The organism is Nocardia sienata NBRC 100364, assembly GCF_001613205.1.
GTDB classification, from domain to species: Bacteria; Actinomycetota; Actinomycetes; order Mycobacteriales; family Mycobacteriaceae; genus Nocardia; species Nocardia sienata.
On the sequence record NZ_BDBX01000005.1, the window covers coordinates 73,687 to 94,628 of the forward strand.

Here is a 20,942-nt window from a genome sequence, read left to right on the forward strand (position 1 = left end):
CGCGCCGACGCCCGGATCGACCCGGTTCGCTTCGAGCTGTCTGCTCACCCGGCCGTACTCCCGGCGCGCTCCACGGGCGGACGGTCGACCAGCCGGACCGATTCTCCGGGCGCGAGCCGCGCCGACCGGTCCCGGCAGACCACCTCGATCGGCGGCGCGTTTCCCGCCGCGGACCCGATCTCGACTCTGCGGCCGTCGACCCGCACGATCAGCCGGTGTCCCCGATACGTCATCGGAAAGGACAGCGTACCCAGGGTCTTCGGCCAGTAGGGACAGAAGATGAGCTGGTCGCGTCGGATCTCCAAACCGGTGAAACAGCGCTGCAGCAGATCGACGCTGCCCGCCATCGCCGCCAGATGGATACCTTCGCTGGTGGTCCCGCCTTGGATATCGGCCACGTCCGAGCGGATCACCTGATCGTAGAACTCCATGGCGCGATCACGATTGGCACGGGCGAGAACCCACGAATGCACCAGGGCGCTCAGTGTGGAACCGTGCGAGGTTCGCGCCGTGTAGTAGTCGATCGTCCGCGGGATCATCTCCCCCGGCAGCTCGTAGCCCGAACGCGTGAACAGCTCGCGGAGTTCGTCGGCGGAGAACAGGTAGAAGAGCATGAGCACATCGGCCTGTTTGCCCGCGCGATAGCGGCCGATATCGTCGCCCTCGGCTTCCAGTATCCGGTCCAGCCGCTGGATATTGCCGTATCGGCGCCGATAGTGGTCCCAGTCCAGCTCCTGTAGCCGCTCGTAGCCGTCGAACTGGCTGATCACCCCGTCGTGGAACGGCACGTACATCCGATGGGCGACCTCGCGCCACCGGGCCCGCTCCGCCGGACCCACTCCGAGCCGCTCCAGCAGTTCGGCGCGGACGCGGGGCGCGAGCGTATCGAGTGCTTCGAGCGCGCAGGTGATGGTCCAGGCGGCCATGACGTTGGTGTAGGCGTTGTTGTCGACGCCCGCCGCGGGCGCGTGCGGATAGCCGGTGTGGAATTCGTCGGGACCGATGACACCGCAGAGCACATAGCGCCCCCGCCGCGGATCGAAATCGGCGAGGCCGGACCAGAATCGGGCGATCTCCACCAGCAGCTCGGCTCCATAATCGGCCAGGAATTCGAGATCACCGGTGGCCTGGTAGTACTGCCACACCGTGTAGGCGACGGCGGCGCCGATATGGTGCGCCCGCCGGCTCGGGTCCGGATTCCATCGGCCCGAGAGCGGGTTCAAATGTAGTTGCTGGCTCTCCTCACGTCCGTCGCTACCCGACTGCCACGGGAACATCGCACCCGGCACGCCGGCCGCCGCCGCTGCCCGGCGGGCCTCCGGGAGCCGCCGGTAGCGGTAGCGCAGCAGCGAGCGGGTCAGCGCCGGGATACGCGGGTTCAGCACCGGGAAGACGAACAGTTCGTCCCAGAAGACGTGACCGCGATAGGCCTCACCGTGCAACCCGCGCGCCGGCACACCCACATCCATTTCCACGGTATTCGGCGACAAGGTCTGGACAAGATGCAGCAGGTGCAACCGCAGGACGCGCAGCGAGCCCGCGTCGCCGTCGAGATCCATTCGCATCTTGCCCCAGATCCGCTCCCAGGCCCGGGTGTGTCCCGCGAAGAGTGTCGCGTAATCCGGCGCCGCCGCCAGCAATCGTCCGGCCTGGTCCGCGGGGCCGGCCGAGGCGCGATCCCGGCCGGTGCACATCGCTGCCGTCTTCTCGAGGGTTACCGAGTCGCCCTCCCCCATCTCGACTCCGAACTCGTGACCGATACGGCTGCGCTCCCGCACCTCCACGGCCGGCGCGGTACCTCCGCGCAGCAGGTCGCGGATGGCCACGGCCAGCGCAATCTCCGAGTCGCCGGTGCGCGCCGCGAGAAGCACGGCCGACTCGGACAACCGGGTGGTTCGCACCGCGTCCAGATGCACTCCCGACAGCGCCCGGTACCGTTCGACCAGGCTGTTGCTCACCTCCCCGTCGATCATCGAGCGCAGATATAGCGTGCCCGACCAGTTCTCGGCCGTCACAGTCGTGACGAGAGCTCCCAGCTGCGGACAGTGCATCGCCGCGAATCGCCGCTGCTCCACCCGGGTGATACGCCCCGCGCCGTCCCGGAACCGGAACCACCGGACCAGTTCGGCACGGCGTAGGTCCAGACGCTGCCGGTAATCCAGCAGGTCGGCGGTGTCCGGATCGAACCAGTCGCCGTCGGCGACCCGGAATGTCACCGGCAGCCAATTCGGCAGGTTCACCATGCTCTCGTTGTCGATGATCCGGCCGTTCACCCGGTCCCGGAGGCGGTTGTAGATCCCGGCCACATACGTACCCGGATAGTGGTATCGCCCCGCCCGGCTCTCCGGCGCCGCCCCCCGAACGGCGAAATAGCCGTTGCCGACCGTGCAGAGAGCCTCGCGAAGCTTTTCCTGCTCCGGGTCGTAGCCGTCGTAGGCGAACGACCACGTCTCCGATTCCCTTGCGGCCGAATCGGCTCCGATCAGGCGCACGACTCGGGAAAGCAGATCCGCGACCCGGCGGGGACCGTCCACCGAGAAGTGGGCGCGGGTGTACCTACCGGTGTTCTCCGCGGCCCGTACCACAACGGCGAGCCCGTCCGGCCCGACGGCGTCGAAGGCGTCCTCATCGGTCACATCGTCACCGATGTACAGCGGGACCACCGGTCCGTCGATCCGATCCAGTATCCAGCGCAGCGCGTCGCCTTTGTCCCAGTCGATATCCGGCCGCAACTCGACCACCTTGCGGCCGGAGGCCACGCGCAGACCGCGGGCACGCCCGGCCTCGTCCACGAGGGTGACCGCCCGGACAGCGTCCGCGTCCGTGGCCGTCCGGAAGTGCACGGCCACGGCGAACCGTTTGTGCTCGACAGTGACCCCTGCGAGATCGCCCACTCGTGCCCGCAGATCCGCGGCGGCACGGGCGATCCCGGCCTCGGTGCCGGATGGCGCGCCGGGCAGGTGGCGGGTGCCGTCCGGCGCCATCAGTTCGAACCCGTGACTGCCCGCCAGCCAGATACCGGGAACCGGCAGCCGTGCCCGCAGATCGTCGAGCCCACGGCCGCTGACCACGGCGACCGGGCAGCGCGCGGCGAGATCGGCGACGGTCACGGCAGCGCTCTCCACCATTTCGGCGGCGGCGGGGTCGGTGACGATCTCGGCCAGAGTCCCGTCGAAATCCATCAGCACAGCGGGTTTCTCGGTCTCCAGCAGATCCGCGAAGCGCGGCCAGTACTCGAAGACATCGGGCACCTCACCGACCCGCCGGAACCCACCGCGCACCACGATCCCCGCGGCGTCGTGGACCACCGTATCGGCGCCCGCGGCCAGCAGCCTGTCCCCGCTACCTTGTCGGTCGATGCCCACCACCAGTCCGAAACCCCCGTTGCGGCCCGCCGCCACACCGGCTTCGGCGTCCTCCACCACGACGACCCGGCCCGGCGCACTGTGCAGCCGCGCCGCGGCTTCGCGGAGCACGGCCGGATCCGGCTTTCCCGGCAGGCCGAGTTCTTCCGCGTCCACCCCGTCGACCCGGACCTCGAAGAGATGGGCGAGGCCGGCCGCGGCGAGCACCTGCTCGCAATTGCGGCTGGCGGTGAACACAGCGGTCCGGATCCCTTCGGAACGGAGCCGGCGAACCAGCGCGACGGTGGAGTCGAACGCCACGACTCCGTCACGTGCGATGCGCTCACGGAACAGGCGGTCCTTGCGGTTGCCCATACCGCATACGGTCCCGGCCGATTCGGGATCGGTCGGCTCGCCCCAGGGCAGCCGGATATCGCGCGAGGCGAGGAAGTCGGCGACTCCGCGATAGCGGGGCTTACCGTCCACGTACTTCAGGTAATCGACCTCGGTGAACGGCGACCGATCCGGTCCGGGGGCGGCCGGCCGGGCGGAGAGGAAGGCGTCGAACAGTTCGGTCCACACCGCGGCGTGTATCGAGGCACTGTCGGTCACCACCCCGTCCATATCGAAGATCACCGCATCGTGGCGGCGCGTATCGATCCGCGGCGAGGCCGCACTGTGAGCCACGAATCGAGTGTGATCGTCGCGGCGCGCGGCCGACAGGGGCGAAAGTCCGCTCTTCCTCCGGTCCGCACTCCCGTCCCCGGTGCCGGCTCCGTCATTGCCTGCTCAGCGCGCGTCGTGACCGGCTCGGCCTGCCGCAGCGGTATCGACGACCTCGAGGACCTCGCCGATACCGCGACGCGGGGTACGCGGTGGCGGCGACACGAGCGGGCGCCCCAACCGGACGAGCAGCTGCGGGAACCGTGGCCCGGCCAGTTCGGCGACCGTCGCGCGGGCCGAGGCGAGCTCGGTGATATGGGTGAGAACGCAGGTCGACAAATTCTCGACGGTGCATTCGAGCAATACCGCCGAGAGCGCCTCCCCGCACCACAGCAGCGACTCGACCGTATCGTCGCGACTGGACAGTACGACGACCATCGCTTCGTCCGGGCGGGCGTCCTCGTCGACCGCGCCCATCGAACCCACCGGGAAACTGCGGTTGACCGGCACCCGGGCCGACAGATCCGCCGAGGGCAACCGGGAGACCGGGATCCCGGCGCCGCCGTGGGCGCCGGCACCGGCCCACCACAGCAGTTCCGATTGATATCGCGGATCGTGGCGGCGCAATTTCGCGGTGGTGCGGGAGAGACGGTCCAGATCGGCGCGGAGATGATCGTCCACCATGTGCAGTGAGGTATCGCGCTGCCGGCACAGACTCTGCAGCACCGGCTCGAGTTCCGCCCAGCCCCCAGGCGCGGCCAGGGGCGCCCGGTCGGTGTATCTGCTGTCGATCGCGGCGGCGGACAACATATCGATCTCGAACGGCTCGCGCCGACCCACGAATGACAGCGCGGCCAGGTTCGCCCGCACGGGGGGCTCCGGGAAACGGCTGACGCGCACATCCCAGCCGGCGGCCGCCCACGTTACGAGCGCGTGATCGAGCAGCGCGCCACAGGCGAGGATGCCCTGCCGATTCAGGGGATCGGCACCGGGCAGGAGCCGCTGGGCATCGACGAAGAGCTCCAATGTGCTGCCGTCCCAGCGCCACCGCCAGGGTTGGCTGTTGTGCAGGGACGGCGCACGACAGGCATGTTCCAGTACGGCACGCACCGTGGCGTCGTCGGGTTTCCGGTCGAGCATTCGAACACCTCCGCTGCCCTGTACCCGCATCACCGGACCGTCTCGTTCCCGGCTTCCTGATACTGACCGACCCCGACACGTTCGCGAGAGTGCCGAAGGTCCTCCGTCCCGGAGAACCAGGGCCCGGCCGGCCGGTTCGCCCGCCGGGCACCCGAAGACATGCTGCGAGAATCGACCTTGGACCCTTTCGGCCGGGGACCAATGCCCCCATCCTCGGCGTGGTCCGCCCTTTAATCTCGCTGTATCCCGAGCGGCGGAGATACCGTGGCCGAGAGCCGAGTCCGGACTCCGGAGCCGATGAGCGAGAAGGTGAGCCGACCGTGAGCACACATAGAGAACAGCCTGTAGTCGTCGGTGTCGACGGCTCGGCCGCGTCGTTCGCGGCCGTCGGGTGGGCGGCGCGGACAGCCGCACGACACGGCAACCCGCTGAATCTCGTGTACGCCGTCGGGGCGCCGCTGGATTTCGGGCCCGGGCTCGGGGTCGTCGCTTTCGACAATCAAGCGCTGCGGGCCGACGGCGAGGCGGTGTGCGCGTCCGCGGCGAAAATAGCCCGCGAGATCGCCGCCGATCTGGAGATCACCACAATCGTGGTCGATCCGGACCCCGCGCCCACACTGATCGAGAGATCCCGGACCTCCCGCATGGTCGTGGTGGGCACCTACGGTCGTAGCGCGATCGGGCGGGGGCTGCTCGGCTCCGTGAGCACCTCGCTGGCACGGCACGCGCACTGCCCCGTCGCCGTGATTCCACAGCGCTACGGCGAACACGGAGAACGCCCGGATGCGCCCGTGGTGGTCGGGGTGGACGGGTCTCCGCACAGTGCCGAAGCCGTCGATATCGCCTTCGACGAGGCCTCCCGCCGCGGTACCGGTCTCGTCGCCGTCACCACCTGGTCGGAATTCTTCCGGTACCTGTCGCGCCCCGAAATGCAGGAGCAGGCCCGCGTTCTGCAGGCCGAGAGCCTGGCCGGGCACATCGAACAGTACCCGGATGTCGCGGTGACCCGGGTGGTCGTCGAAGACCGGCCCGCACGCAGGCTGCTGCACGAATCCGAGAGCGCGCAGCTGGTTGTCGTCGGCAGTCACGGTGGCGGCGGCTTCGCCGGAATGAGCCTGGGGTCGACCGGCCAGGCGGTGTTGCACGGGGTGTCCGTACCGCTGATCATCGCCCGGGCCCGCATCTGAACGGATCGATCGCGAGAGTCCGGACCACCGCCTTCACAGACGCTTCGAAGACCGTAGATCGTTCTCTGGAGTCAGGGCAGTAGCACGGCAGCGCCGTCGAAACGGCCGTGCGCCAGATCGGACAGGGCCTGGTCGGCGCGCTCCAGTGGGTAGGGGTGGGTCGTCACCCGCAGCCGATGGCGCGCCGCGAACTCGAGAAACTCGCGGGCGTCGGTGCGCGTATTGGATGTGACACTGCGGATCTGCCGCTCACCGAACAGATGGCGCTGATAATCGAGCGGGGGAATGTCGGTGAGATGGATACCCGCCACCGCCAAGGTCCCGCCCGCGCCGAGGGCTTCCAGCGCCGGCGGTACCAGCTCGCCCACCGGGGCGAACAGAATGGCCGAATCCAGGCGTTCCGGCGGTGGATCCGCGGCGCGCTGGACCGACGCGACACCCAGCCCGAGCGCCAGCTCGCGGGCCGCGGCGCCGCGGGTCATGACATGGACGCGAGCGCCCCGGGCGAGAGCGACCTGAGCCGTCAGGTGGGCGCTACCGCCGAAGCCGTAGATACCCAGTGCCCCGCCCTCGGGCACGAGGGCCCGGGTGAGCGCACGGTAGCCGATGATGCCCGCGCACAACAGCGGCGCCAGCTCGCGATCCTCGTACCCGGCCGGCAGAGCCAACGCGAAATCTATTGGTACAGTGACATATTCGGCATATCCCCCGTCGGTGTCCCATCCGGTGTACCGCGAGGCCGGACACAGGTTCTCGGTACCTTTCCGGCAGAACTCGCACACACCGCAGGTGTGGCGCAACCACGGAATCCCGACGCGGTCTCCCACCGTGAACTCACCCCGTTCCGCGGTGGCGACGACCTCCGCGACGACCTCGTGACCCGGTACGACATGCGGCCGGTGTACGGGCAGGTCGCCTTCCACCACGTGCAGATCCGTACGGCATACACCGCATGCCAGTACGCGGGCGAGCAGCTCACCCGGGCCCGGTCGCGGGAGCGCCTCCCGTCGCGCGATGATCGGTTTCCGGTCGATACCCCGGGGTGCGTCCACCCGCCACGCTCGCATGGTCACCGGGTTCACACCGCGACCTCCTCGATCAACCTCGTCCCGGTCACCAGAGTGGGCTCGATACCGATGACGACGCCACTGTCCGGATCTCCCCAGGGGCCGAGCCGCCGCGCGTACTCCGCGGCGAGTTCACCGGCGGTGACCGGCCGCGCCGGGCCGGTGACCAGCACCGACCATCCGGTTCGCCGCACCGGGTCGATCTCGTCGGCGTGATAGGCGACGATCGCCGGGCGGCCGAACGCCGCCCGGGCGAGACCGGCGAAAGGCTGGGTCCGCACGATCACTTCCCCGCCGTCGCCGATGAGATGATTCACCGGCCGCACCGCGGGCAGCGCGTCGGCGGTGAACACGATGCGCCCGAACGGCGCAGCGGCGAGCAGGCGCAGGGCTTCGGCACGCTCCAGCGGCACGGTTCGCCGCGGAGCTCCGTCGTAGGCCGGGAACACTTCGGGACCCATCACCTCGTTTCACCGCTTTCTCTGTCGGCGCCTCACCCCAGATCACCACCGCGAAAAGGAAAGGGACAGGGCCTAATGCCCCCTGCCACCGCTCACCAAGTACCTTCCCGGCACGCCGGGGTTCCGGTGCGTCGGCAGATCCGGACACCGCTTCGCCGCGCCCGCGCCAGAGAAGCCTCATGCCCACGGCCGGGGCCGAACGTCCCCGGGCCGCGGGCCGAGCGGCCCTGGGGAGGGCTGCCCGGCCCCTGTACCGTCAAAGGATCATTGCGTACCGCGAGACGAGGAAGCGAGTTCGGTGCCCCGGTCGCGGCGGCGGGTTCGATCATCGGTGCGCGCACCCGCCACACGGGCCACGCTCTCCGCCGCGGCGGCCGACGGCGCCGAAAGGACCGGCGCGTCATGGCATATCAGGTGGACCTCCACGAATCCGCTCCGCACACCGTCCTCACCATCCGCCGGACGGTACGCAGCGATCGGGCGGGTGACGATATCCGGGACGGCATGACAGACCTCTATCGCCTCGCCCGGACCCTGTGCCTGCTGCCTGTCGGTCCGCCGGCCACGACCTACCACGGCGATTTCCGGGTCGGCGCGACCACCGAGGTGGAGTTGGTCCTACCGGTCGCGGCCTCGGCGCCGGGCACCTCGGACGGCGAGTTCACCCTCCGCCGCACCGGACCCCGGTGCTACGCCCGCATCTGCCACCACGGCGACTATACGAGTATCGGCGCCGCCTACCGCGCGCTCGACGACTGGCTCCGGCACTCCGGTCTCCAGACCACCGGGCCACCCACCGAGATCTACCGGATCGCGCCGGACGAGGCCGTCACGCCCGCCGACCTGCTCACCGAGATACGTGTCCCGGTCACCTCCACCACGCTGAGCGTGCGGATAACCGCGTCCGTCGCGGCGGTCGCTTCGGCGGTCCGTAGCGCTCTGCGGGACAACGATTTCGAGATCTCGTACGAACTGCCGATCCCCGCCGACCCGGACGACGCGCCCGGCGCCGGCGCGGCCGAGCACCTGCTTCTCGGCGCCTTCGACCCGGAACTCGCCACCTATGCCGCGGGGGTCAACGGACGGATCACTCCGCTGCTGCCCTGCGATATCACCGTACGACGGGCGGATTCGGTCACTGTCGTCGAAACGGCCGACCCGCGACTGCTCGTCGAATGCAGCGGGCAACCCGCACTCGAGCCGGCGGCCGAGCAGATCAGCGAACGCCTCATCGCGGTATTGGCGGCAGTCGCGCACACACACGGGTAGTGAGGTCACATACACACCACGACCGGCCGGTCAAGTGCCGTTGGTCGTCGAATGCGAGGCCCATACCGCCGCCCCGCGGGCTCGCCGATCCGTACGCTGAGAACAACCGATACCCAAGAGAGGCAGGACCATGGTCAGGGTGTTTCTGGTCGACGACCACGAGATAGTACGGCGCGGGGTCGCCGACCTGATCGATGCGGAAACCGATCTGGAGGTCGTCGGTGAGGCGGCAGGCGTCTCCCAGGCACTGGCCCGTGTCCCGGCGCTCCGGCCCGATGTCGCGGTCCTCGACGTGCGCCTACCGGACGGCAACGGCATCGAATTGTGCCGGGAGCTGCTCTCGGCGAACCAAGGGCTCCGGTGCCTGATCCTCACTTCTTTCACCGACGATCAGGCCATGCTCGACGCCATTCTGGCCGGCGCCAGCGGCTACGTCGTCAAGGACATCACCAGCCTGGAACTCGTGCGCGCCATTCGCGAGGTCGCGGCGGGGAAATCGCTGCTGGACAACCGGGCGGCGGCCGCGTTGATGGCGAAGTTCCGGGCCGAGGCCGAGACCGCGACGGGTCCGCTCGCCGGACTGACCGAGCAGGAGCGCACCCTGCTCGCGCTGCTGGGCGAGGGGCTCACGAACCGCCAGATCGCCGGTCGCATGTTCCTGGCCGAGAAAACCGTCAAGAACTATGTCTCGCGGTTGCTCACCAAACTGGGGGTCGAGCGCCGGACCCAGGCCGCGGTCCTCGCGACCAAGATGATCCCGCCCGATCGCAGGTGAGCCCGAACCGCCCGTGACCAGTCCCGACGGTAGCGGCGGACATCAGGCCGGTGGAAGAATACCGCGTATGGAACGCCAGGTGCCCGCGACGCGTGACCGGCCCCCGGTGACCGAAACACTGTCTCAGCTGCGGCTGCACGAACTGCTGGACGAAGTCCAGGAACGGATCGCCCAGATTGTCGACGTGCGTGACCGGATGGACCGGCTGATGGAGGCGATGCTGTCCATCACCGCGGGTTTGGACCTGGACGACACCCTCCGGTCGATCGTGCACACGGCCATCGAACTCGTCGATGCCGGGTACGGCGCACTCGGTGTCCGCGGCACCGATTCGGCCGGTGACGAATTGGCCGAATTCGTCTACGAGGGTATCGACGACGCCACCCGGTTCCGGATCGGCGACCTGCCCCGCGGCCACGGCGTACTGGGGGTGCTCATCCAGCAACCCGAACCCATCCGCCTCACCAATATCTCCGAGCACCCGGCGTCGGTCGGTTTCCCGGCACACCACCCGCCCATGCACAGTTTCCTCGGGGTACCGGTCAAAGTGCGCGACGAGGTGTTCGGCAACCTCTACCTCACCGAGAAGATCGGGGCCAAGGAATTCACCGAGGACGACGAGGTGGTGGTGCAGGCCCTGGCGGCGGCGGCCGGGATCGCCATCGAGAATGCCCGTCTCTACGAACAGTCCCGGCGGCGTCAGCACTGGCTGGAGGCCACCCGGGATGTGGCCACCGAACTACTCGCGGGCGGCGAACCCCAGGACATCCTCGACCTGGTCACCGAGCGGGCACGCACACTCACCGGCGCCGCGTGCACGTTCGTGGCGCTGCCCGACGATCCCGATATGCCCGGTCATGAGGTGCGCGAACTGATCATCGCCGCGGTATCCGGCGAGCAGGCCCACGAATTACGCGGACAACGGCTACCGCTGCACGGCTCGCAATCGAGTAAGGCATTCCGGCACGGGCAGACGATCGCCGTGGCGCAGCTCGCCACCGATGTGTTGCCGGGGATCTCCGGCGATTTCGGCCCGGCACTCGTGCTCCCGCTGCGCGCCGAGGACACCATCATCGGCGTTCTCGCCACCGTCCAGCCGCCCGGCGGCACCACCTTCGATCCCGCTGTCCAGGCCATGATGACGGTGATCGCCAACCAAGCCGCCCTGGCACTCCGGCTGGCGGAGACACAACACCGGATGCGGGAACTGGATGTGGTCGCCGACCGCGACCGGATCGCCCGCGATCTACACGACCATGTCATCCAGCGCCTTTTCGCTCTCGGCCTCGGCCTCCAGGGCACCCTGCAGCGCGCCCGCAGCGACGAAGTGCGCGCACGGCTCGGCGAAACCATCGACGACCTGCAGTCGATCATGCAGGAGATCCGGCACTCGATCTTCGATCTGCACAACACCACGACCACCGAATCGGCCGGTTACCGCCGACACCTGCACGGTATCGTCACCGAACTGACCGCCGAGACCGAGTTGCGCACGACGATCCGGCTCAGCGGTCCGGTCACCGTCCTTGCCCCGCCCCTCTCCGACGATATCGAGGCCGTCCTGCGCGAGGCGGTCAGCAATGTGGTGCGGCACGCCCGGGCCACCACACTCTCGGTCGAGCTGCGCGTGGGCGACGAGGTGACTCTCGAGGTGGCCGACGACGGTGTCGGGCTGTCGCCGGAGAACCGGCGTCGTAGCGGGCTGGCCAACCTCCGGGTGCGCGCGGAGCGGGCCGGCGGCCACTGCACGGTGAGCCGCAGACCCACCGGCGGCACCATCCTGTATTGGAGCGCGCCGCTGCCCTGACACCCCGCCACGGCCCTGGTCTCGGAGGTGGAAGCCTCCCGGCACCGGCCGGACGCAAGGTCCCGACCCCGGCTCGTGGCGCGTGGTCGGCGCGCCGCAAGCCGCGCAGCTTCCGCGCGCCGGAGCCGAGCGGGGCCGGCGATCCGCCGGCCCATCCACCGGTGACTTTCTGCTCTGTCAGGAGCTGTTCTGCGGCGCGAGACTGGCCAATACAGCGTCCGCGACGTATTTCCGCAACCCGGAAGGCGGATCGAGGAGACGCCGCGGTAGCCCGACCGTAAGCGAGGACCTCCGATGTCTCATTCCCATGATCCCGTGGCAGCGGCCGCGGGCACAGCGCACGAGTGGATACGCGCGGTAGCTGCCTCCCTCGGAACCGACGAACCTCACGCCTATCGAGTTCTGCGAGCCTGGTTGCACTCGGTGCGCGATCAACTCGGTGTCGCCGGATCGGCGCATCTGGCCGCCCAGCTGCCCGAACTGCTGCGCGGCACCTACTACAGCGGCTGGGTCCCGAGCCGGGTACCGCTACGGCACGACGCGCAAGATTTCGCGACCCGGTTCGCCCGCGAGGCGGGGATCGAGCGCGGCGAGGTCGGTTACACCGCCGGTACGGTCACCAAGGTACTCGCCGCCAGGTTCTCGCCGGGGCAGCTCGGCCGGGTCTTCGGGGTTCTGCCCGAACCGCTGTGCCGGTTGCTGAGCGGCGCGGCGCCTCCGTCCGCCGACGTAGCCGGACGCCGGAAGAACCGGGCCCGCGGGCGCGCCGCGGACCTGAGCGAATCGGTCCGCGCGCTGGGTGAGGCCGTGGGCGTACTCGCCCGGGGCCTCGAACGCTCGCCGGTCGAGCCGGACGAGGCCGACGACGCCCGGATGCGCGCCGCCGCCCAGCAGGCCCATCGCATTCTCCTGGCCGCGGGCGTGACGGCCCCACCCGAACTACAGCCGCACCACGACCGGATCACGGTCGCGTCCGTGGGCCGTGTGCCCGGAGATGGGCGATGAACCAGGCGGGTGAAGCCCGACGGGACCCCGATCCGGTGGACGACGCATCGTCGGCGCTACCCGGGCAGATCGTCGTCGGCGCCGACGGTTCGCAGGCGTCCGATCTGGCGGTGCGGTGGGCGAGCGAGACAGCCGCGCAGCGCCACCGCGCACTGCGGATCGTGCACGGTTACAACTCGGCCGCGGCTCGGGCTGTTCGCAGAGTCCACGATGCCGTGCGACCACCGGTGGTCGACGTGGTCCGCCGTCGCGGCGCCGAAGTCCTCGCGGCCGCACGCGAACAGGCTCTCCGCATCGACCCGTCACTGCCGGTGGAAACCGAACTGTCCGAGGTGGGTGCGGCCCGGGTGCTCATCGAGCGGTCGGCCGCGGCCGATCTCACCGTCCTCGGCGCGTCCGGCAACGGATCGACCCTCACCCATCTCGGTTCGACGCTGCTGTCCGTGGTCGCCCACGGCCACGGACACGTGGTCGTCGTACGCGGTGCGGTACCCGGCCGGCCCGCACACCGGCACGGGCCGGTCGTCGTCGGCCTGGACGGTTCCCGGTGTAGTGAAGCCGCCGCGGCGGCCGCCTTCGCCGAGGCGGACGCGCGCGGTGCGCCCCTGGTCGCGATCCACACCTGGCACGATCTGCGCACTCACTGGTTCGCCGGGATGCCCGAAATGATCGAGGACCCGCCGATCGCGGAGGCGGCCGACGCCCAGCTCCGCACCTGGCTGAGCGGATGGAGCGAGAAATACCCCGGTGTCCGGGTGACGCGCCGGATCTATCTGGCGGGACCGGATCTTCATCTGATCCACTGGTCGCAGTCCGCGCAGCTGATCGTGGTCGGAAGTCGCGGACGCGGTGGTTTCCACGGACTGCTCCTGGGATCCAAGAGCAATATCGTGGTCCAGCGCGCACACTGCCCGGTGCTCGTCGCCCACGCCACCTGAGCAAGCCGGCGTGCCCTTCGTAGCCGAGTCCGGACACCCGTCCGAGCAGGTGCGCTCCGAGCGAGTGCGTCGACGAGGGCGCGGTCGAGGAACTGCCTCGCCGAGGGCGGCGGCAAGGGCCGACCGCATGGTTGCGCAGACTCCTGCCCGCCGTCCGCTTCTCCCCTGGGCGAGGCCGAGCGCCAGCATACCCCAGGGGGTATGCTGGCGAGAAGGAAGAGAAGGAAGGCAGAACATGGTCGGCGACGAGACCGCGATAAACGAAGTGCTGAACCGGTTGCGCCGGGCCCACGGCCAGCTGTCCGGGGTCATCACGATGATCGAACAGGGGCGCGACTGCAAAGATGTGGTGACCCAGCTGGCCGCGGTATCCCGCGCACTCGATCGCGCCGGGTTCAAGATCGTCGCCACCGGGCTGCGCGAATGTCTCACCGAATCCGGGGAGAATTCGAACCCCATGACGGTCGACGAACTGGAGAAATTGTTCCTCGCACTGGCCTGACCACCGAGAGCACCCGAAAGGAGCCGACATATGGAAATCGGTCTGTCCACTACTCTGCACACCAGCTTCGAAGAAGCCGTTGCGCGCACTCGTGCCGCCCTCGCCGAACAAGGCTTCGGGGTGCTCACCGAAATCGATATGCGGGCCACACTCGAGGCCAAACTGGGCGAGAAGATGGAAGATTACCTGATTCTCGGCGCGTGCAATCCACCGTTGGCCCACCGAGCCGTCGGCGTCGACCGCCGGATCGGCCTGTTACTGCCCTGCAATGTGGTGGTGCGCCGCGACGTCGATTCCGATACCGCCGTTCTCGTCGAGGCGATGAATCCGCAGGTCATGGTTCAGGTGACCGATGAACAAGCGCTGGAACCGATAGCCGAGGAGGCCACCGTGAAACTGCGGGCGGCCCTCGATACGCTCGACACCGGCGAGAACTGATCGCCCTCGGCGGGGATCACCGGCCGGCGGCGGTGTCGACGATCCGGACTCCGCCGACGCCGGCGACCGTGCGGGCCGTCGCGGCGACGACCCGCTGCTCGGATTCGTCGGCGAAGATGCCCTCGATCGTCACCACACCGTGGCCGACGTCGACATCCCCTCGGCGGTGGCTGTCGGTGTAGTCGTCGTCACCGATCGGCACCACCGTGGGCGCCGGGACCGCCCCGGTGGGCCGGTACCGACGACAAATGCGCGACCAGCCAATCGCGGGCCAGTTCGGCGACCCGCTCCAAGGTCCCCGGCTCGGCGAACAGATGCGTGGCGCCGGGCACCACGGCCAATTCGGTGTCACCGGGTATCTGCCGCGCTGCCCATCGATTGAGTTCCAGGACCTGTTGATCATTGCCACCGACGATCAGCAGTGTGGGCATGCGCACCGCCTCGAGCGCCGCCCCGGTCAGATCCGGCCGGCCGCCGCGCGAGACCACCGTGGTGATCACGACGCCGGGATCGGTCGCGGCGCGCAGCGCCGCAGCCGCTCCGGTACTGGCGCCGAAGTATCCCAGCCGCAGCGACGCGAGGTCCTCACGTGCCGTCACCCAGTGGGTGACCTCGACCAGTCGCCGCGCGAGCAGCTCGATATCGAAAACACGCGCTCGCGTGTTCTCCTCGTCCCCGGTGAGCAGATCCATGAGCAAGGTGGCCAGCCCGGCGCGGCCGAGGACATCTCCCACGAATCGGTTGCGCGGACTGTGCCGGCTGCTGCCGCTGCCGTGGGCGAAAACCACAAGTCCGAGCGGGTCTTCCGGCACGGTCAGATGTCCGGCCAGCCGACCGCCGCGGATCGGCACGACGACCTCCTCCTCGCGCCGCGGTGGGTCGTCGCCGGGCGGCTCGAAGAGGTCGAGCTGCCGGGCCGCGGCGCGCAGCAGCCGCTCGACCTCGGAATCGGTGACATGATCGAAACGCCGATACCAGCCGCCGACCGCCCCGAGCAGGGTGGGCACCTGCAGGCAGACCACCTCGTCGGCCACATCCCGCAGTAACGCCGCCGTGTTGCGCGGCGCCACCGGAACAGCCAGTACAACCCGTTGCGCGCCGTGCGCCCATGCCACCTGACACGCGGCGCGGGCCGTGGCGCCGGTGGCTATTCCGTCGTCGACCACCACTATGGTCCGGCCGGACAGCGACACCTGCGGACGGGCCTGCCGTAGTCGATCGGCTCGCTGTACCAGCTCGCGGCGTTCGCGCCGCTCGACCGATTCCGTTTCCGCGCGGTCCAGTCTCGTGGAGGCGAGCACCGCCGCGTCGACCACCCGGATACCGCCCTCACCGAGTGCGCCGAAGGCCAGCTCCGGCTGATAGGGCACGCCCAGCTTACGCACCACGATCACATCCATCGGCGCGTTCAGCTCGCGGGCGACCTCGTAGGCCACCGGGACGCCACCGTTGGGCAACCCCACCACGACTGCGTCTTCGTCCCGCAGATAGGCCAGGCGGGCAGCCAGTTGCCGTCCGGCATCCCGGCGATCCTCGAACCCCATTGCCGACCTCCTGGCCCCGGCCCGTCCCGGCACATCGATCAGTGGACGGAGCATGCGCCGTATCCACCGTCCGGGCGTCCTCCACACCGGCGACCACCCGGATCATGGCGTTGTTCACCACCACACTTGTCATCTGCGGGCATCGCCGACAGTGCGAAAGGTGCTCCGAGACGAGGACCAATGTCATCAGCCCCGATATCACGGCCGATCCACTTCGCTCCGGCGGAGTCGGTCGAGGCGCCGACCGCTATCGCCGCTTCTCCGCGCAGAGCCCGTCCACCAGCCAATCGTAGATCAATGCGCATATCTACGTATGTACAGGTTTATAGTTCACCCGGTCCTGATGGTTCCCTGCACTCGACCCGTTGGACACTCCGCACGTCGACCGGCATTCGCGTGCACACCGACGGCCCCGGGCGTACGGTCGGAGCTGTGAGCAGCGGTGCCGTACCCGTGGCAGCGGCGAAGGGCTCGGGCCTGTGGGCACGAGTGTTCGCGGCGCTGTACGATCCGCTGCTCTGGTTGGGCGAGAGGTCGGGTATGGCCGCTCGTCGGCGAGATCTACTCGGCCGCGCGAGAGGGCGAACCGTCGAACTCGGCAGCGGTACCGGCCTCAACCTGAGGTACTACCCCGGCGACCTCGACGAGCTGACCTTGACCGAACCGGAAGCCGCGATGCGTACACGGTTGACGCGGAGGCTGCATCGCGGTCGAAGTCGGGCGCGCGTCGTCGATGCATCGGCGGAACGGCTTCCGTTCGCGGATGCCACCGTGGACACCGTCGTCTCGACACTCGTCCTGTGCACGGTGGAGGATCCGGCTCCGGTGTTGCGGGAGATCGAGCGTGTTCTACACCCCCACGGTCAGCTGTTGTTTCTCGAGCACGTGCGTTCCGAGTCGCCGCGCCTTGCGCGGTGGCAAGACCGGCTCGCCGGCCCGTGGCGCCGGTTCGCGGAGGGCTGCCACTGCAATCGTGCGACCCTCGAGCTGATCCGGGCCGCTGGTCTGGAACTCGAAGACGTGCAGGAAACGTCGTGGCGGCGCATGCCTCCGATCGTTCGACCGCTGGTCATGGGAGTGGCCACCCGTACCTGACCTCTCACGAATTCCGCTGTCTCTCATGGTTATTCATCACAGTCCTCGATCGAACACCGCACCGGGCCGCCTATGATTCAGACGGCCGGAGCGCCTCCGGCCCGCGGATTACGCCCTCGCCTGCTGCGAGGGTCGCAGAGGCGGGAAGAAGATGATGGGAAATAGCCTGGTCAAGGCAACAGGCATGGTGGCGTTCGGTGCACTGCCCATGGCCGCGACGATTGTTCTCGCGGGTCCGTCGGCCGCCGCGGCCGCTACCGACCGAGCCACACCCGTGGCCGGCATTGCGCTGCAGAAGAGCGAGGACATAGCCACCAACCCGCACGCACTGATTCCCGATCCGGTGCTGAACGGATCGTCCGCGGGGGGCTCGGTCGGTTCTGCCGTGGGCTCGGCCACCGGGTCCGGCGCCGGTTCACTTATCGGCTCCGCGATCGGCGCCCTGGTGGGCTATCTTCGTCCGGACGTGATCCCGCAGGTTCTGCCCTGACCGCGACCCGGTAGATCAACTCTGCCGGGCGGACCGGCCCGGGGTCTTCGGTCCCGCATGCCGGCGACAGCAGGTGAGGGGCCTACTTCGCGTCCCCGTAGCACTCCACCACCGCCGTGGTGAAGGGAAATCGCACAGGTGTCGGCCCGAAAGCCAGCCGGCCCGCGGTATCGGCCGCGGTGGAGATCATTTCGGCGACCTGCGTCGCCTCCTCCGACGGACAGTGCACGATCACCTCGTCGTGCTGGAAGAACACCAGCTCGGCACGGAGCCCGGCACGGAATATCGCATGACGCAGACCCGCCAGGACCAAGAGGGCCCAATCGGCACCGCTCCCCTGCACCACGAAGTTACGCGTGAAGCGGCCCCGGGCCCGCGCCGCCGAAGTGCTGCGGTACTCGCCTGGGTTCTCCCAAGACGATTGGTCCTGGTCCGGTGACGCGACCGATGCCGGTGGGCACGTCCGCCCCAGCCAGGTGCGGACCAGACGGCCCTCCTCACCGGCCCGCGCCGCGGCATCGACATAGGCCACCGCGGCCGGATATCGCCGGCGGAGACCGGCCAGGTGGGTCAGGGCATCGCCGGAGGTCTGGCCGTAGATGGCGCCCAGCAGGGCGAGTTTGGCCTGCGCGCGGTCGCCGCCGAAGCCTCGGGCGGCCAGATCCGCGTACAGATCCGCGTCCCGGCCGGCCACCTCCATCAATCCGGGATCGCGCGAGACGGCGGCGAGTATTCGCGGCTCCATCTGGTCGGCGTCGGCCACCACGAGGGACCAGCCCGGGTCGGCACGGATCGCACGGCGGATCACCTTCGGAATCTGCAGGGCGCCGCCACCATTGGTTGTCCAGCGACCGGTCACCGTGCCGCCCGGCAGATATTCGGGCCGGAATCGGCCGCCGTGTACCCACTGTTCGAGCCAGGACCAGCCGTGGGCGGTATACAGGCGGTACAGCGATTTATAGGCCAGCAGTGGCGTCACGGCGGGATGGTCGATGCGCTGGAGTTCCCATTTACGGGTAGAGGACAACAGGATCCCGGCTCGGGAGAATGCCCGGATTATGTCGTTGGGCAGGTCCGGGCGGACCCTCACCCCGTCCCCGAAGGCCCGCGACACTTCATCGGCCAACTCCGCCAGCCTGCTCGGTTCCGCGCCGCCCGGAAAGCGCTCGCCCAGCATCGTGTCCAGCAACTCGCGGTGCACGTCCGCGCGCCACGGGATCCCCGACCGTGACATCTCCGCGGCGACCAGCATGCCCGCCGATTCGGCGGCGAGCAGCAACCGCATACGTTCGGGATGCTCGGTGGCCGCGGTCCGAGCGAGCTGACCCGCGTAGACCTCCAACAGGGCGGTGAACTCGTCGATGCCGGACGGCAGCGGTACCGGACCCGACTCGAACAACGACGGCTGGCTCTCGGCGGCCCGCGCCGGTGCGTCCGGCGGGACGGGCAGGTTGTGCAACCGAGCCCAGGCGGCCGCCAGCGAACGGGGCCGACCCGACTGCCCTTCCTCGTATCCGATCAGCAGCGCCTCCGCGGCCTCCACGTCGTAGCAGCGCTCGACCCGCACACCGGCCGCCGTCAGCACCCGATAGATCTCTGCGGTGGACCGCCACACCCACCGCTCGACGTCGGGGCGTGACCGCACCGCCTCGGCGAGCGAAGGCTCACGGATCACCGCCGCGGCGGGCCGGCCGGCCGAATCGAGTGGACACAGATACGCGCCCCCGTCACCCGACTCCGCCACCGCCCACCGCACGTCCCCGAGTCTGGCACCAGGGTCCGACATCCACGACAACGGCTCGTCGCGGCATCGGCGGTGGGCGACCTGGTCGCAGTCGGCGGGCGGACCCGGAAGGCGCCGGCCGGGCGACCGGGATTTCAGCTGCCGCGGGTCTGAGATTCGGCAGCGAACCGGCCCGCCGCGGGATAGTCGTCGCGGACCTCCTCGCTGCCTGCAGGTGGGCCGAGTCCTCTACGCCCAGCAGGCCCGCCCCCGGCCGGCGCGACCGACGGATCGGCCGCCGACCATTGTGCTAGGCCGACCGAGTCGGCACCGCGGCCCGGAAACCGCGCCAGCCCACCGGGAGTTCGATGCGACCGGCCCGGATATCGGCGACCAGATCGGCATAGCCTTCGCGGGCCTGGCCGAGGTGAAACCAAGCTGTCCGACGGAGACGCCGATCCCCACAGTGGAGAACAGCCCACCGGGCATCGACGTACCGCGTCGCGACCTGGTCGATGACCTGTCCGAGCGAATGAGTGTGGGTACGTGCCCCGGTGCGGTGCGGCAGGTGCCGCAACCGCCAGGTGTCGATCTGTTCCACCACCGCGGTGATCCGCCGCCGCAGATCGGCTTCCGCGAACGACACAGAGTGGGGGGCCGGGTCCAGCGGATGGGCCGGCAGTGCGGCACGTAGGCCACCCAGTTCATGAGCGAAGCCCACCAGCGCCGGGGCACCGTCGGTATCGAGATGGCCCGAGATGCCGGCCAGCAACTGCTCGGGTGACGGCAACGCCGTGGCGCCGGCACCGAGCACGCCGTTCACCACAGCGAGAGCCGGCTGCTCCGCGCGGCGCGCCCCGGTACCTTCTCGAAGAAGCCTGCGGCTCTGCGGAACGGGCACCGACCCGGCGGGGTCCGCGCCCCGCGAGTGCGCGGTGCGACTACGGTTTTCGGCGTTCATGCCGTGCTACCGGATCCGAGGCGATCGGCGATCTCTCGCTGCCGGATCTGTCGCAGCCGGTAGGTCACCAGCTCTTCGACCCGAGCGGTCTCGGCGACATTGCCGGCTTCGTCGCTCACGTAGGCCGTGCCCGCCAGCAGGGCGAGGAGCAGACCGGTCGTCCAGGCCACCCACCCCGCGCCCTCGGCGGCGAACCCGCCCACCCAGGGCGAGATGAAGAGCATCAGCCCGATGACCGATAGGGCCCAGTGGTCCTTCGTCGGATTTCGGGCGAGCAGCGACCACATCGCGTAGATGACGGTCAACGCTCCCAGTCCGAGCGTGAGGCCGGCACCGGCCGCGGTCGTGTCGATCCACATCGGGGTCGCCGCGGTCGCGAGCCCCAAGGCCATGGCGCCCCATCCGACGATCGAATTCCTACCCGTGCTGTCCATGTCGTACCTCCTAATCGCTACGCTACACGTATCGTAGCGCAAATGGCTGACATGATGGACCCGGTTGTGAGGAACCGGACACGAAGGCAAGGAGCTCCG

19 protein-coding genes are annotated in these 20,942 nt (G+C 69.2%); 10 read left to right on the plus strand and 9 right to left on the minus strand.

Features of this window, described 5'->3' with window-relative positions; translation table 11 throughout:
* Positions 1 to 44: 44 nt before the first annotated feature.
* Together otsB and NS4_RS06020 are read right to left on the minus strand one after the other, a co-directional pair.
* The gene (otsB, locus tag NS4_RS06015; RefSeq protein ID WP_281218638.1) at positions 45 to 4,031 is read right to left on the minus strand and encodes a trehalose-phosphatase; all 3,987 of its coding nucleotides are present in this window, start codon (positions 4,029 to 4,031) and stop codon (positions 45 to 47) included.
* 102 nt (positions 4,032 to 4,133) lie between these two features.
* Positions 4,134 to 5,147, minus strand: coding sequence for an Acg family FMN-binding oxidoreductase (locus NS4_RS06020; protein ID WP_218020313.1), 1,014 nt, complete (start codon positions 5,145 to 5,147; stop codon positions 4,134 to 4,136).
* Between the two features lie 320 nt (positions 5,148 to 5,467).
* Between NS4_RS06020 and NS4_RS06025 the strand changes: the two genes are divergently transcribed.
* Entirely contained in the window at positions 5,468 to 6,334 is an 867-nt protein-coding gene (locus tag NS4_RS06025; protein ID WP_063058499.1) for a universal stress protein, read from the plus strand.
* Positions 6,335 to 6,405: 71 nt separating this feature from the next.
* Here NS4_RS06025 and NS4_RS06030 read toward each other — a convergent pair whose 3' ends face one another.
* Both NS4_RS06030 and NS4_RS06035 read right to left on the minus strand, forming a co-directional pair.
* Positions 6,406 to 7,401 (minus strand): zinc-binding alcohol dehydrogenase family protein, encoded by a 996-nt coding sequence (locus NS4_RS06030; RefSeq protein ID WP_063058655.1) that lies wholly within the window; start codon positions 7,399 to 7,401, stop codon positions 6,406 to 6,408.
* 11 nt (positions 7,402 to 7,412) lie between these two features.
* On the minus strand, positions 7,413 to 7,862 hold the full coding sequence (locus tag NS4_RS06035) for a pyridoxamine 5'-phosphate oxidase family protein (protein ID WP_063058500.1): 450 nt from the start codon (positions 7,860 to 7,862) through the stop codon (positions 7,413 to 7,415).
* A 402-nt stretch (positions 7,863 to 8,264) separates the two neighbouring features.
* Here NS4_RS06035 and NS4_RS06040 point away from each other — a divergent pair, with 402 nt between their 5' ends.
* From NS4_RS06040 to NS4_RS06070, 7 genes are all read left to right on the plus strand, one after another.
* Positions 8,265 to 9,131 carry a DUF302 domain-containing protein gene (locus NS4_RS06040; RefSeq protein ID WP_063058501.1) on the plus strand — a complete coding sequence of 289 codons (867 nt, stop codon included), beginning with the start codon at positions 8,265 to 8,267 and terminating at the stop codon, positions 9,129 to 9,131.
* Between the two features lie 130 nt (positions 9,132 to 9,261).
* The gene (locus NS4_RS06045) at positions 9,262 to 9,906 is read left to right on the plus strand and encodes a response regulator (protein ID WP_063058502.1); all 645 of its coding nucleotides are present in this window, start codon (positions 9,262 to 9,264) and stop codon (positions 9,904 to 9,906) included.
* A gap of 67 nt (positions 9,907 to 9,973) precedes the next feature.
* Complete coding sequence (locus NS4_RS06050) at positions 9,974 to 11,713, plus strand: sensor histidine kinase (RefSeq protein ID WP_063058503.1); 1,740 nt, start codon at positions 9,974 to 9,976, stop codon at positions 11,711 to 11,713.
* 294 nt (positions 11,714 to 12,007) lie between these two features.
* Positions 12,008 to 12,718, plus strand: coding sequence for a DUF2267 domain-containing protein (locus NS4_RS06055; protein ID WP_084486889.1), 711 nt, complete (start codon positions 12,008 to 12,010; stop codon positions 12,716 to 12,718).
* A complete protein-coding gene (locus NS4_RS06060) occupies positions 12,715 to 13,656 on the plus strand; it encodes a universal stress protein (protein ID WP_084486891.1) in 942 nt (313 codons plus the stop codon). The genes NS4_RS06055 and NS4_RS06060 overlap by 4 nt, the downstream gene beginning before the upstream one ends.
* A 235-nt stretch (positions 13,657 to 13,891) precedes the next feature.
* Positions 13,892 to 14,158 carry a metal-sensitive transcriptional regulator gene (locus NS4_RS06065; RefSeq protein ID WP_063058504.1) on the plus strand — a complete coding sequence of 89 codons (267 nt, stop codon included), beginning with the start codon at positions 13,892 to 13,894 and terminating at the stop codon, positions 14,156 to 14,158.
* 30 nt (positions 14,159 to 14,188) lie between these two features.
* A complete protein-coding gene (locus tag NS4_RS06070) occupies positions 14,189 to 14,596 on the plus strand; it encodes a DUF302 domain-containing protein (protein ID WP_063058505.1) in 408 nt (135 codons plus the stop codon).
* 16 nt (positions 14,597 to 14,612) lie between these two features.
* Here the strand turns inward: NS4_RS06070 and NS4_RS06075 are convergent, their stop codons facing one another.
* Both NS4_RS06075 and NS4_RS06080 read right to left on the minus strand, forming a co-directional pair.
* Positions 14,613 to 14,798: a hypothetical protein gene (locus NS4_RS06075; RefSeq protein ID WP_157105912.1), complete on the minus strand. Its 186-nt coding sequence runs from the start codon at positions 14,796 to 14,798 to the stop codon at positions 14,613 to 14,615.
* Positions 14,785 to 16,140, minus strand: coding sequence for a phosphoribosyltransferase family protein (locus tag NS4_RS06080; protein WP_063058507.1), 1,356 nt, complete (start codon positions 16,138 to 16,140; stop codon positions 14,785 to 14,787). Before NS4_RS06080 ends, NS4_RS06075 begins: the two co-directional genes overlap by 14 nt.
* Positions 16,141 to 16,572: 432 nt before the next feature.
* Here NS4_RS06080 and NS4_RS06085 point away from each other — a divergent pair, with 432 nt between their 5' ends.
* Both NS4_RS06085 and NS4_RS06090 read left to right on the plus strand, forming a co-directional pair.
* Entirely contained in the window at positions 16,573 to 17,235 is a 663-nt protein-coding gene (locus NS4_RS06085; protein WP_245665120.1) for a class I SAM-dependent methyltransferase, read from the plus strand.
* Positions 17,236 to 17,386: 151 nt separating this feature from the next.
* Positions 17,387 to 17,725 carry a glycine zipper domain-containing protein gene (locus tag NS4_RS06090; RefSeq protein ID WP_084486895.1) on the plus strand — a complete coding sequence of 113 codons (339 nt, stop codon included), beginning with the start codon at positions 17,387 to 17,389 and terminating at the stop codon, positions 17,723 to 17,725.
* 82 nt (positions 17,726 to 17,807) lie between these two features.
* Here NS4_RS06090 and NS4_RS06095 read toward each other — a convergent pair whose 3' ends face one another.
* From NS4_RS06095 to NS4_RS06105, 3 genes are all read right to left on the minus strand, one after another.
* Positions 17,808 to 19,481 (minus strand): bifunctional 3'-5' exonuclease/DNA polymerase, encoded by a 1,674-nt coding sequence (locus tag NS4_RS06095; protein WP_218020310.1) that lies wholly within the window; start codon positions 19,479 to 19,481, stop codon positions 17,808 to 17,810.
* Positions 19,482 to 19,758: 277 nt separating this feature from the next.
* Positions 19,759 to 20,409, minus strand: a complete 651-nt coding sequence (locus NS4_RS06100; RefSeq protein ID WP_157105913.1) for a hypothetical protein — start codon at positions 20,407 to 20,409, stop codon at positions 19,759 to 19,761.
* Positions 20,406 to 20,843: an SPW repeat domain-containing protein gene (locus NS4_RS06105; RefSeq protein WP_084486899.1), complete on the minus strand. Its 438-nt coding sequence runs from the start codon at positions 20,841 to 20,843 to the stop codon at positions 20,406 to 20,408. Before NS4_RS06105 ends, NS4_RS06100 begins: the two co-directional genes overlap by 4 nt.
* Positions 20,844 to 20,942: the final 99 nt, after the last annotated feature.